We start from the raw sequence: 12,745 nt of genomic DNA on the forward strand, positions 1-12,745 counted from the left end.
TTTATGTATTTGCGTATAAATTGTTTGAAATTAAAAAAAGGCTCTACAAGAGAGCCTTTTCATTCACATTTATGTGGTTTAGATTATGCTTTACGAACGTTAGTTGCTTGTGGTCCACGTTGACCTTGTTCAACTTCAAAAGTCACTGCTTGACCTTCGTCTAAAGATTTGAAACCTTCGCCTTGGATAGCAGAGAAGTGTACGAATACGTCGTCTCCAGCTTCGCGCTCGATGAATCCAAAACCTTTTTCTGCATTAAACCATTTTACTTTACCTTGTTCCATTTGTGTTTCCTCCTGCTGTGTGCTTTGCACACATAAAATTACTATCCTTGCTCAGTTCGATCTTTTAGACAAAAAGCAGTATTCCCTTTTTTCATCCTTACCGACTAACAAAAATAATTCTCCTTAACTATAACAGATGGTCCCGAATAATGCAAATATATCTTAGGAATTTATTATTTCTTTTGTAAAAATATTGTAGAAATACTATTGTCTTTTTATCATTAAAAGGCAGAAACAGTACAATCCAGGCGGAATATTTCTAAGGCTATCACAAAACACTTTCATACATGATCCATAGGTTAGTTATTTTAAAATAATTTCGAAAAAATCAAGTATTCTTGTTGTATAATAGCTATAGAATTTTTATGAAGATGGTGGATGAACATGCGCACATACAACGAAAAAGTAAGTATCTATCATGGGATGGTGTCTACCATAGCTGTGAACCTTGCCAGTAATTTTTTTCCTATTTTCGCTATTTCCATTCTCGGCGCAAGCAACTATCAAGTCGGCTTGATCAGCTCGCTTCCGCCATTAGTTGCACTGATTATGACAATTCCAGCTGCTATCATGTTGAATCGTTTAGAGCAGCAAAAGAAGACCGTTGCCATGTCCGTTTTATGGGCAAGAATCTTATTTGTTTTTTTAGCTGGAGTCCTTTTTATTCGTTCGGATTATCAAGCATGGGCGTTTTTGATCATAGTGGCTTTAATGAATGTACCCGGAACGATATCAAATATCGGCTGGCAAACGCTTATTAGTGGAATGATAAACGAAGACCGAAGAGGAGCGTTTTTCAGTGATAGAAACCGACTGTTAACCATTGTAGGCATGATCACAACTTTGATCATTGGGATCGTTATGAAAAACCAAACCAACCATGCGGTCGCCTACCAGCTTTTATTTCTCATGGCCTTTCTTTTTGGATTATTAGAAGTATTTTTCTTAATGAGGCACAAGGAAACGGTACAACCGAAGTCGAACAAGGAGCAGGAGCAAAAGAATTCGTCTATGGATTGGTCAATTTTTAGGGATAAAGGATACAAATGGTTTCTGATCACTGCCTTATGTTTTAATTTCTCATGGCAAATGGCATGGGGATTATTCAATATTTATAATGTGAAATATGCTCATGCAACGATTCTTTGGATTAGTATATTTTCAGTAGCGAATCAATTAGTGCAGATATTTACCTTCCCATTATGGAAAAGATGGGCGGAACAAAAATCCAATACCTTAGTGCTCGTTTGGGTTGCTGCTGGAATGGCAACTGCACCGTTTTTGACCGTTTTGTCCACTAATCTAATCTATTTAACCTTTGTCTCGATGACCTCTGGATTCTTTCTTTCAGGTACCATGCTGCTATTGTTCAACCTGTTGTTGGAGCAATCTCCAAAGCAAAAAAGAACGTATTGCATCACAACCTATAATGTCCTATTATCCTTTGTTGCCTTCATCGCGCCGCAAATCGGCATTTGGCTTCTCGAAGTCACCGGCATACAAAAATCAATGAACATCATATCCATCCTAAGATTCATCAGCGCAATCGTCTTCTTCTTAATGTACGTTAGATTTATGAAAAATAAAAAACTAGCAGATAATTGGAACTATTAGTTTAAAAGTTTCATATTTTTTTAGAAGGAGTGGATTAGGGAAGCAGGTGGGAAAATGATTAAAATAAATCAGCAAACGATTCACGTGGATGATCTTAGTCATACCCTTACAACGAAAGAACAGAAAGACATCGTTACTAAAATGGAGAAATATCCGGAAATTTATCAATATCAAACTTTAAGTCAATTCAAATTTGAGCTGCTGTTTCGAACCAAGACGCTGCAAGCTGCCCGAGAGCTTAATAAAAGTAAGGTACAGTTTACAACCTTTACTTATGCCTTTTGCAATAAAAGGTATTGGGATCGTCTAAGTAATGGCGGCTTTCTCTTGAAACCAAATGTAAGGCCCAGCGTCGCCATTCTTGATGTTATTAAAAATGGAGCCCTTTATGCCTTTGATTGTTCAACAGGAATCGCGATTGTCTTATATCTTGCTACCCTATATTCGATTGGAAGCACAAGGTTTGATCTACTTTTTAACCGGCTTCTCTTAATGGATTGGCAATTTGATAACGACCTGAAGATTTGGCAAAAATATGGGGATGATTTTATACCTGGTGACATCTTGCATTTCAACAATCCTGATTTTAACCCGAACGAGTCACACTGGCGTGCTGAGAATGTGATTTTTATGGCGGATGACCAATACTACGGTCATGGAGTAGGCATTAAAAAAGCAGACACCATCATTACTTTCTTAAATAAAAAAAGAAAGCCCAATCCGCGGATCTCTGCTTATCTCATGAACCTTATCACAAGACCCGTGTATCGATCTTTTTTATAAAAAAGCTAAGACCGCTGCCATTGAAGCCGCGGTCTTTTGCATTTGGTCACATGTTGCTAGTTTCTTATCTGTGCTAAAATAAACGGATCTTTGATTTTCTTATCTTCTGCGAGCAAAAGGACTTTTGAAACAATTTCGGCTGTTTTTGGGTCCTCGTCCATGAATGGCAGGAAGATTCGACCACGCTGCTGTGAATGGACGGGAACGATATAAATGGCACCTGTAGCCTGTTTATACACATTGGCACTTCCCAGGTGAACACTATAATCCCCTATACTTCCGTTAATCAGCGCAAAATTGCCCTCGATCCTTACATTTTCCAATCTCATTAATCGAACCGATTCAGTCACTATTACTTTTCTCATTTCAATCGTCGTTAGGCTCGCCTCTGGGTCCACCCCGCCCACATGGGCGATACTGACAACCAAATCAATGTCTCGCATCGTTTCCGAGAAGATCACCTTCGGAATACTTTTAATTTCTAGAGGTTGATAGGTAAGACGGTCGAAAAATTCGATTGTTTCCAAGGTTGGACACTCAACATCCGATGGAGAGAACCAATCGGCTAAAGCATTTAGTTGCACGATAATATTTTCCTTGTAGTAGACTTTTTGAAGTCCCGTTTCATAGCTCGTCGTCCACAAGCGACTTTTTAATATGGCAACTGTTTTTTGCGGCTGGATTTTGTGACCCGCGTATCTTCGTGTTCCCGTTCCCAATGCAAGTTCATCCTGATTTGGTAAATATAGTTCTCGAAACACTTGCTTGAAAGGCTGTTTCACCTTCCGAGCGAATAAATCCCGTTGGAATTCACTCCATTGCCCACTCTCAAAGAGATGGACCGGGTGAGCGATGAAAATTTCATCAGTGGCCTGAATGGAATACTTGTCAACCGTCCCAACACCATATAGAGAACCGTCTTCAAAAAAGCCTAAATAGTTCCCCACTTTTAATACCAATGATGTCATCAGTGGCGTCAACACCGGATTTTTCATCATAGTATAAACTTCACTTAAAAGAAAACTATTTCCAAGCTCCATCGAGCGTTCCAACTCTTCCTTTGCTCGTTTGTATTGCTCTCTTAAATCTGATTTGATCCCTTTTAAGACAACAATATAATCCTGTTTATTGTACTTGGCTGGGAGAGTTTTTAGTGCTTTATCCCCTTTTACTGCTTTGATATCTCCTCGCCCATTGGCATCAATCACGAGCTGTACAGTCAGATCATCCATCACTTTTGGCTCAAGAAATGGTGCAATCTCTTCCATTTTTTTCGATTCCATTGCCCACTTTAACCTAGTTACATCCTTATAACCTGCATTTCTGGTGAGGTTATCAAGGGCAATCGTGACTGTTTTTGATTCACTGGACCGGCGCTGGGCCCCAAACTTCTTACTTTCCTGTAAAAATCTTTGTAAGAATATATACCGTTCGAGAACATCTTGTTCATTTTTCACTGGAATCAAACTGTAACATAATACTTGATCCTTTGTTCTTTTTTCCTGAACTAGGTTTTTAGTATTTTCAAGCGCTAATTTCCCCAAGACCGCATCCGCAAACAGCTGTGATCTGCGATGATTAGCACCTGCCGAAATGTATTTGGCACGTTGATAGAGAATTTGAAACCGTTCCTCACCCAACTGTTCGTAAGACTCTTTAAACCACCTGATGTCAAAAGCACCATCTTGAAATTCCTGTGGTGAGATGGGAGAAAAATGCGCAACAATGGTTTCTTTTTCCTCGGAAAATGTCTCATTGATATGGGCATGGAAATACCAGGCGGCACTCCTCAAACCATTCCAATTTAAGTGCTTTGAAACAATGTCTAGCCATTGCGGGGCATACATCGCTGCCTCTAATAATCTTTTATCAGCTAATGCCTTTCCCTTTAAAAGATGCTTTAGTTGTGCGTCGCTGTCTCCCTCTTTTGGATAACTTGTTTTTAATAAGTGGGAGAACACTTCTTTTTTAGTGAGATCGCTGCCATAACCATAAATATAGCCGCGTACGAACGATTCTTTATCAAGGCCTAATAGGATTTGAACAAAGGAACCTATGCCTTCATGGCGTTCAATTCCCATAGCCACGGTAGTTACCTCTGTAGGGAGATCCCCTCTTTTTAGTTCAATTTCTAATATTCTTTGAACCACCCGATCTTTAATAGGAATCATATCAGGATAATTTTTTAATAAATGATCTTTGGGATTAGTTAATTCTGATACATAATCTCTACTCGTTTCATCTCGACCCAAAAGTTCTTGAAAAATGACCTGTTCATCGATTATTTTACGTGCATAAGCCTTTGCTAAATCTTCCATCGACGGAAGAAAACTTTCAAAATTGGCCATCGTATATAACTGATAATGAAGCTTGAAATACACATCAAAGGATTCACTAGTAATATCGGCAAAGTGTTCAGCCCATTCCAGCCATGGATCGATAAGAAAATCAAGCAGCTTATATTCGGTTTTGAGTTTATCTTCAGGGATCGAATGTACCAGAAAATTTAAAACAGCACTGATGTTGTCGAAAAGCTCTTTTGAATCTTGACTGGTAAAATAAGCATCGAAAAGCGTTTCTACTTGGGAACGATAATTCAAATCATCTAGAAAGCGATTCACTTCTTCGATGTTTTCGATTGGATAAATTTCTTCTAAAAATGTTTTCCTCCAGCCCTCTACCTGTGGATAATCCATAACCTCCCAAACATCCAGCCTATTACTGTAATAGCTTAAGATCCTGTCAGCGTGAAGATAGAAGGCAGTCTGAATGAGCTCTGGTGCTGTTAGCTTATGGGTATTAATATACTCCTTCCAAACTTCAGCTAATGGAAGTTGGTCGATTTGCTGTTTTTCATCCTCTTGATAAGAGTAAGTGCACCTTAATTCCTCGCCAATATGGAGTGTATCCTTTGAGCCATCGTACCACTCGACCTCATATTCCACCTGACGATGTTCATGAACCAATGCGGCTAAACCTTGAAGAAATTGCTTGCTAGAATCAGGTGATGGCTGCAAAAGGTTTTTTAACTCTTGTTTAGGGTGCTCAAGTTCAAGGTTTACCCGATGATTCGGGTCATATAATCCAAATCCATTATCCAGGTTGTATTCCTTGGTTTGAAACAATTTATCAAGTAATATTTGTTCTTTTGAGCCAGCTTTCATTTGGAGGATTGTATTTTTAAACGCTTTAACTAGTCTTTCACGTTCAGCCTGGTCGTTGATTTCTGATAAGATTTCAAGCGCACCCAATCGTTGCAACTCTGCTTTACTTGATAATAAACGGTCAAGCGCGGGTTCTAGGTGATCCTTCGGGAGTCCTAATAAAATCTGAATAGCTCCTTGTCGGAGGGCTCCAGTTTTTAATTTTAATATCGCTTCAATCTTTTCAATCTCCTCAGGCATCAACTCCATTGATTTAATATGCGCAAGGGCGATTTCTCGATTGTTCACACTTTTATCAGCAAGACTTGCAAAAAGGAAATCGCGTTGTGTTTTATCCGAGTCATCCTTGATAAAAAATGAAAGCAGATCTTCTCTTAATTCAGCACTTAGCTTGTCCTTCGATTCAATTAATTGTCTTAGCCAATCCTTATCCAAGTCGTAGGCAGTTAAGAACATCATTTTTCTCGCAATTTCGTTCCTTGAGAAAAATAGGGTTAGTCCTTGGATGGCTTTTGATTCGATTGAAACCTCTCTTTTGGGCATTTGTAAGAACATGTTTTTAAACAACTCAAACTGTCGAGATCGTTCCTTCTTGTTTTCTAACAATGGTACCTGGTTGATGGTCAGTGTGTTTTCACTTTTTTCAGATTCGTATGACCAATGGATATCATAGTCATACACATAGTTTTTGAGAAGATAATATTGCAGCTCTCCATTCTTTTCAAATAAAAACGGGTGCGCTAACTCAAATCTCATACTCGCATTTTGGCTTTGTGTTAAAAAGAATTGGGCCATCACCTTTTGATAGGTTTCGCCGTTTTCCATCAGGAATTGGATCGGTTCTTTTATATCGTCTTCTTCATTCACAGCTGTGGCCCAAAGACTGATGAAAAGCGTATTCAGATTCTCGCTTCTAACTCCCTCTTCACGCAGCTCTCGATTGGATAGAGAATCTGCCGCGTATTGAATCGATCGTTTAGTCACTCTATTGTCTGAGGCTTGCAGATCCAAACCTGTCCATACATCAAGTGCCCTCACGACGGAACTGTAACGAATAAGTTCGTGGTCGAGGATGACTTTAAGCATGTAAATAGTAGCTTCTAATGTACCCTCATCTATATTTTCGACAATGCTTTGGCGCAGGCCCTCTTGCAGTCTGGCGGCAAGTAACAAATCACCGAGCATTGTATATCCTTCCTGGCTATGGCTTTTAAAAACGCCCTTGATCATTTCATATGTAAGCAGTGCTGTGTTATTTTCTCCGAAAATAACTTCAGATAAGGCTTGGATTACCCGCTCATTTTTTTGGTCGATTTCATAGGCAATCACATCACTGATCAGTGGATTGTATATCGGCGAACCCTCACGGCAGGATAGATAATCAATAATCGAAAACTCTTCAAAATCCAAGTCAAATATATAAAGGAAGCTCTCGATCATTCCATGGTAGTGATACTCGAGGTTTCTCGTCCGAAACGGTCGTCGCGAATATCCTTCACTGTATGGATATTCACACTTATGGTCGATGATATATTGAAAAAGAGCCCCGTATTCTGCTCCGATTAAGGTGTGCACAATTTCCACAAGCGGTTGGAAAATGAGGGGATCACGGGGACTTTTTTGTGTGAATAGGATATTTCTAATTTCTTGAAGATTTGTGTCGCGTACGATGTAGGTCGCGTCCATTAATTTTATGAGAAGCAGCGCCAAATTCTGCTCTGCACCAGTAAATTCTTTGTTTGCCTTCGCTTCTAAACTCTCATAATATAGATCCTTATTTTTTGCTCTCATACCGTTCCCCCCATTACCACATACGTCCTGCTAACATCGTCAGCTTTATAAAAGTAAGTTGATCATCCTCTTGTAAACCCAATCGCTCATCTAAATCGATCGACTCTTTTTCATTAATAAATACTCGGTATAAACCATCTTCAAAGGCTTGGATAGCCACCCTGGCTGCCGTTTGCAGATTGGCTTTTTGGTCACTATATTTATTCCCAAACCCAACTTTACCGGCATAGACTTGCTGTTCGATTTCCTTGTTTGTTAGGAAACTTACCATGTTGGTTTCTGTTTGGGTTGTTGCATTGAACTCCTGGATTTGGATTGACACTAATTCTGTCAACAGCACTCTAAGTGTCGTCGGAAAACCCTCTAAATGAATCTCCTTTTTGGTAAGATACGCCTTCCTCATAGCCAGACTTTTCATTGTCACATAGATTTTCATGAAGCTACCTCAATAATAGATTTTACCTATATATTAGCAAACTTCAATGAGGTATACAGCAACAATCCAATAAAAAGAACAATAAAAAATGTCCACCCAGGGCGGACATTTTAATCGTTTTGTCTTTTTGTGGTGCCTGACACCAAATTACTGGCACTGACACCAATTTACGTTAAAAGTTGATAAATGCATCCTCGGCTTTTAGGGTGTCTTTTATGACTTTTTTGTCTTTTAGCCATTGGGCTGTGGTTTTCCATGTTTCTGGGTCTTGGTAGCCGAATGGTTTATCTTTTGCTTCCATTAGCGGGAGAAGGATTTCTAGGCTTTTTGTTTCGACATCCTTCTCAAGTGGTGATGTTTTATCTTCATGGTTCATTACAATCGAAAGACCATCTTCTGGATGTTCCTGAACGTATTTTTGGCCTTCCGTAATCGCAGCCATAAACTTTTTATACACTTCTGGTTTTTCTTTTAATCCCTTTTCGCTAGCGACCATAACTAATTCATAATAATCTGGAACCCCATAGTCCGCAGGATTTAATGCTCTCATCGGGTGACCTTCTTTTTCCAACAATAACTTCTCATGGTTAATATAGCCGCCGATTAAAGCATCAGTTTTTTTCGTTGCCATCGCAGGAATGAGATCCCAGCCCACATCGACCATTTTGATCTTTCCGGCGTCTCCTCCGTCAGCTTTCACCATCGTTTGAACGATCGCTTCATCTAATGGAATCGATGGGTAGCCAATCGTTTTCCCAGCTAAATCTTTGGGTGATTTTATCGAACCATCTGCAGGCACCATTAATTGATTTAATGGATGACGGACAATTGCTCCAATGGATTGAACAGGTATATCCTCACTGCGTGCCACAAGTACCTGTGGTTGATAGCTAAGTGCCATGTCAATTTGGTTGGCCGCAACTAGTTTAAGCGGGTCATTGGTATCTGCTGGCATTTGGATATCAACATCTAAGCCTTGTTCTTTAAAATAGCCCTTTTCTTCAGCGACAAAAAGAAATGAGTGCACCGCATTTGGATACCAATCTAGCATTAAGCTAACTTTTTGTAGTTTATCGACAGCCCCCGTGGCTTTATCTGATTCCTTTTCATTGCTTTTACTACAAGCACTTAGTAGTAGTAACAATAGACTTACCATGATCAAAAAACTTTTCTTCATTTGAGTTTACTCCTTTTCTAGTTGCGAATCTTATTTTTCAATAGCTGTTTTTCCAATAATCCAATCAATAAAAACAACACAATCCCTAAAAGCGATAATAAAAATATTGCCGCAAACACGGAGTCTGCCTGTAAGTTACCAGACATTCGTCGACTGAAGTACCCTAAACCTTCACTTGCCCCCAGCCATTCACCAACCGTCGCTCCGACAACACAATAAACAACTGACAACTTCAATCCTGAAAAAATGGCTGGCAACGCCATTGGAACCTGGATTTTTTTAAAAATTGTCCAGCGATTGGCGCCCATCGTTAACAGTAATTCACGGTATTCACTTCCACCAGATTTCAACCCATCATATGTACTTACGACGATGGGAAAGAAGGCGGTTAAAATGGTCACGGCAATTTTGCTCCAAATCGAATAGCCAAACCACATAATAAAAATCGGTGAAATTGCAATTAGCGGCACCGTTTGTGAGATAACAAGAAATGGATATAGTACCTTTTCAATGGAACGAGAAAAGTGCATAGCAACTCCCAGCGATAATCCACCGATTACGGAGAGCACAAAACCGATCAGAACTTCCTTTACAGTAGCCGGCAAATGCACTTCAAATAAAAGCTGTCGGTTTTCTTGTAATGACCCCCAAATAGCCGAAGGAGCTGGCAAAATAAAAGAAGGAATCATGCCTTGCCTGACGACCCATTCCCATATGCTGAGAAGGAGGATCACCACGATCAAAAACAAACCGTACTGTTCCGTCCATTTTTTCAAACTAGCTTTCATTTTGAATCAGCCACTCCAGTTCTTTTCTCATCGTAATAAACTCTGATTGATAGATTAGCTGTGAACTTCTTGGTCTCGCCAGGTTGACCTTCATTTCTTTGATTCCGGTGTCTTGGAGCAAATAGATTCTATCGCTCAACAAAACTGCTTCTTCAAGATCATGGGTAATAAACAATACCGTCTTTTGTAATTCCCCCCACAGTCCTAATAACCAGCTATGCATGTTCCGTTTTGTCAGGGAATCGAGTGCGCCAAAGGGCTCATCCAATAATAAAAGATCTTTCCCTGTCATAAGGGTTCTTAAAAAGGCCACGCGCTGCTTCATTCCTCCCGAAAGTTCATTCGGATAAGCTTTTTCATATTCTGCCAAACCAAACCGCGATAACCACTCTCGTATTTCAGGAATTCTCGCTTGCTTTGGTTCCTTTGTCACTTCTAAAGGTAGTAACACGTTTTCTAAAACGGTTCTCCATGGTAAAAGCAGATCCTTTTGCGGCATGTAACCGATACTCCCTAATCTCTTACCAGTCTTTTGACCATTGACCATAATATCTCCTTGATCAGGTTCAAGTAAACCAGAAATCAATTTAAAAAGAGTGCTCTTTCCAGATCCACTTGCGCCTATCACTGAGACAAACTCTCCTGGCTTAACGTCTAGTGAAATTTGATTGAAAATAGGATTGGAGTTTCCTTCACTTTGAAAAGAGTAGGATAAGTTTTTTATAGATAACATGGTTGAGTTAGACAGGCCACTCGCCTCCCTGATAGACCATATCCCAGAACATATATTCAAATTTTGATGTAGTCAGGAAGTGTTCTTCTAAGTTGGCTAATTCCCGCTCCGGTTTACCCTCTGTCAATCTATCTAACAAATCGATCAACCAAGTTGTTAAAGAACCAAATTCATCAGAAGAGTACATTTTCACCCATTCTCCATAAAGATGGTGGTCACTAGCATTTGGATAGGTATCTGCTAGCATCTTGCTAATCTCCCAGTAACTCCACATACACGGCAAGAGAGCAGCAATTAATTCCTCGAGCGAACCTGTTTGAGCGACATTTAGCATATAACGAGTATAAGCTAAGTTAACCGGCGTTGGTTTTGTTTCCTCCAGCTGTTGATGGGTAATTCCAAACCTCTCAGCATACTGTCGGTGCAGATCCATTTCCCCGTGCAATGTCTCATGCAAAAGCTTCGCAAATGCGGCCATGGTTTCAATATCCTTTGCCTTAACAGCCCCTAAAGCAAACAGCTTAGAGTAGTCAATTAAAAACACATAGTCCTGTTTCATATAGCGGATAAAGGATTCAACAGGCAGATCCCCTGTACCTATTCCGACTACAAATGGATGCTGATGGGTTTTCTGCCATACATCATTTACTGATTGATAAAGTCTTTCGGTGAGTTTCATTTCCATACTCTTCCTTCCTCGTGTTACACCATTCCGCGATAAATACAGCTAATACTTTTGTAAAATCTAATAATTGGCGAATTTCAACTTTTTCATTGACTGCATGGGCATCTTCCAATTTACCAGGTCCAAAGATGACCGTTGGAATTCCAGCCCGACCCAGCCAGCCTGCATCTGTAACGGTGGTTGACATGCCCACCGTCGGCTTGTCTGTTAACAATTTTTCATAGGAATTAGCTAAAACCTTCGTTCCAGGATGATCAGAATCAATTTCTAACGAAGGAAAAATTTCACCACGATCGACAATCATAGATTTTCCGCCCCAAACAAACTGTGGCGGATTCTCGCGAAGCCACGGATCTGCCGCTGCAACTGCACCAATATGTTGTTCTATTTCTTTAATTACCTCTTCATAGTCTTCATTCGGGTAAAAATGAACGGTAACCCATAGAGCACAGCGATCAGCCACAAATGCAGCATGCCTGCCACCTTCAATAACGGCAGGATTAATCGTATTTGTGCCGGGAGGAAAGCCCTGATAACTTTTCGTAACGGCCCAGTGGCGTTCTAAGTCTTGTAGTCCCGAAATAATCTTCATCATTTTCTCGATCGCACTGGCCCCTTTAACACCGCCACCTGCATGAATCATCTTCCTACGGATTCCATCATGAAAAGTTTCTTTGCTTTGAATGGTAATCCATCCAGTTATGACGCCGCCTTGTCCTTGAATATGTAAATCACTGGTATCGACCACTACTGCATAATCAGCGGTGTAACCCCTCTCAGTGCACGCCAGCGTCCCAGCCTCTCCAACTTCCTCACCGATAACAGATTGAAATTGGAGATCACCTTTGAGCGGGATACCCAGATCTTTTAAAAGTTTAATTGCGATTAGTGATGCTGCAATTCCACCTTTCATATCGGCCACACCACGTCCATATATGTAGGAATCTTTGCGATAGGCAGAAAACGGAGAATAATCCCATTCTGTATTATCCCCAACTTCCGCGACATCCACATGACCATTTACAATCAAACTATTATATTGATCAGAAGATTCTCCAGGTAAGTGGCCAACCACATTCGGATCTCCGGGATAGACATCCCATTTATCTGTGGAAAATCCCATGTTTTCTAAATACCCTTTTATAAATTCCTGGACATCATTTGTATTCCGTGCAGGAGGACTAACGGATGGAAAAGCGATAAGGTTGGTCAACAATTCGATTAATTCCGCTTCTCTCGCTTCAACTTCTTGTGAGATTTTTTCAAGCAAATCCTCTTTCATTTGTTTAC

At 40.1% G+C, this 12,745-nt stretch carries 10 protein-coding genes; 2 read left to right on the forward strand and 8 right to left on the reverse strand.

Annotation, left to right across the window (positions count from 1 at the left end; genetic code table 11):
* Positions 1 to 83: 83 nt before the first annotated feature.
* Positions 84 to 284 (reverse strand): cold-shock protein, encoded by a 201-nt coding sequence (locus COE25_RS20615; protein WP_066253749.1) that lies wholly within the window; start codon positions 282 to 284, stop codon positions 84 to 86.
* Positions 285 to 668: 384 nt separating this feature from the next.
* On the opposite strand from COE25_RS20615, the gene COE25_RS20620 reads away from it, so the two are divergent.
* Both COE25_RS20620 and COE25_RS20625 read left to right on the forward strand, forming a co-directional pair.
* The gene (locus COE25_RS20620; RefSeq protein ID WP_098933940.1) at positions 669 to 1,898 is read left to right on the forward strand and encodes an MFS transporter; all 1,230 of its coding nucleotides are present in this window, start codon (positions 669 to 671) and stop codon (positions 1,896 to 1,898) included.
* 54 nt (positions 1,899 to 1,952) lie between these two features.
* Positions 1,953 to 2,681, forward strand: a complete 729-nt coding sequence (locus tag COE25_RS20625) for a protein-glutamine gamma-glutamyltransferase (protein WP_088087010.1) — start codon at positions 1,953 to 1,955, stop codon at positions 2,679 to 2,681.
* 56 nt (positions 2,682 to 2,737) lie between these two features.
* Here the strand turns inward: COE25_RS20625 and COE25_RS20630 are convergent, their stop codons facing one another.
* From COE25_RS20630 to COE25_RS20660, 7 genes are all read right to left on the reverse strand, one after another.
* On the reverse strand, positions 2,738 to 7,636 hold the full coding sequence (locus tag COE25_RS20630; RefSeq protein WP_098933941.1) for a DUF4132 domain-containing protein: 4,899 nt from the start codon (positions 7,634 to 7,636) through the stop codon (positions 2,738 to 2,740).
* A gap of 13 nt (positions 7,637 to 7,649) precedes the next feature.
* Positions 7,650 to 8,072: a hypothetical protein gene (locus tag COE25_RS20635; protein ID WP_098933942.1), complete on the reverse strand. Its 423-nt coding sequence runs from the start codon at positions 8,070 to 8,072 to the stop codon at positions 7,650 to 7,652.
* Between the two features lie 172 nt (positions 8,073 to 8,244).
* On the reverse strand, positions 8,245 to 9,249 hold the full coding sequence (locus COE25_RS20640) for an ABC transporter substrate-binding protein (RefSeq protein WP_098933943.1): 1,005 nt from the start codon (positions 9,247 to 9,249) through the stop codon (positions 8,245 to 8,247).
* A 17-nt stretch (positions 9,250 to 9,266) separates the two neighbouring features.
* Positions 9,267 to 10,037 carry an ABC transporter permease gene (locus COE25_RS20645; protein WP_088087007.1) on the reverse strand — a complete coding sequence of 257 codons (771 nt, stop codon included), beginning with the start codon at positions 10,035 to 10,037 and terminating at the stop codon, positions 9,267 to 9,269.
* The gene (locus COE25_RS20650) at positions 10,027 to 10,770 is read right to left on the reverse strand and encodes an ABC transporter ATP-binding protein (RefSeq protein ID WP_088087006.1); all 744 of its coding nucleotides are present in this window, start codon (positions 10,768 to 10,770) and stop codon (positions 10,027 to 10,029) included. Before COE25_RS20650 ends, COE25_RS20645 begins: the two co-directional genes overlap by 11 nt.
* 7 nt (positions 10,771 to 10,777) lie before the next feature.
* Complete coding sequence (gene tenA / locus COE25_RS20655) at positions 10,778 to 11,449, reverse strand: thiaminase II (RefSeq protein WP_088090396.1); 672 nt, start codon at positions 11,447 to 11,449, stop codon at positions 10,778 to 10,780.
* Positions 11,412 to 12,737, reverse strand: coding sequence for an acetylornithine deacetylase (locus tag COE25_RS20660; RefSeq protein WP_098933944.1), 1,326 nt, complete (start codon positions 12,735 to 12,737; stop codon positions 11,412 to 11,414). The genes tenA and COE25_RS20660 overlap by 38 nt, the downstream gene beginning before the upstream one ends.
* Between the last annotated feature and the right edge of the window lie 8 nt (positions 12,738 to 12,745).

The sequence above is a fragment of the Bacillus sp. AFS031507 genome (assembly GCF_002584635.1).
Lineage (GTDB): Bacteria > Bacillota > Bacilli > Bacillales > Cytobacillaceae > Neobacillus.

Excerpts from the sequence above, each read along its gene's own strand:
- COE25_RS20625 (WP_088087010.1), top strand. The coding sequence starts at position 1,953 with ATGATTAAAATAAATCAGCAAACGATTCACGTGGATGATCTTAGTCAT.
- COE25_RS20660 (WP_098933944.1), bottom strand. The coding sequence starts at position 12,737 with ATGAAAGAGGATTTGCTTGAAAAAATCTCACAAGAAGTTGAAGCGAGA.
- COE25_RS20620 (WP_098933940.1), top strand. The coding sequence starts at position 669 with ATGCGCACATACAACGAAAAAGTAAGTATCTATCATGGGATGGTGTCT.
- tenA (WP_088090396.1), bottom strand. The coding sequence starts at position 11,449 with ATGAAACTCACCGAAAGACTTTATCAATCAGTAAATGATGTATGGCAG.
- COE25_RS20630 (WP_098933941.1), bottom strand. The coding sequence starts at position 7,636 with ATGAGAGCAAAAAATAAGGATCTATATTATGAGAGTTTAGAAGCGAAG.
- COE25_RS20645 (WP_088087007.1), bottom strand. The coding sequence starts at position 10,037 with ATGAAAGCTAGTTTGAAAAAATGGACGGAACAGTACGGTTTGTTTTTG.
- COE25_RS20635 (WP_098933942.1), bottom strand. The coding sequence starts at position 8,072 with ATGAAAATCTATGTGACAATGAAAAGTCTGGCTATGAGGAAGGCGTAT.
- COE25_RS20650 (WP_088087006.1), bottom strand. The coding sequence starts at position 10,770 with ATGTTATCTATAAAAAACTTATCCTACTCTTTTCAAAGTGAAGGAAAC.
- COE25_RS20615 (WP_066253749.1), bottom strand. The coding sequence starts at position 284 with ATGGAACAAGGTAAAGTAAAATGGTTTAATGCAGAAAAAGGTTTTGGA.
- COE25_RS20640 (WP_098933943.1), bottom strand. The coding sequence starts at position 9,249 with ATGAAGAAAAGTTTTTTGATCATGGTAAGTCTATTGTTACTACTACTA.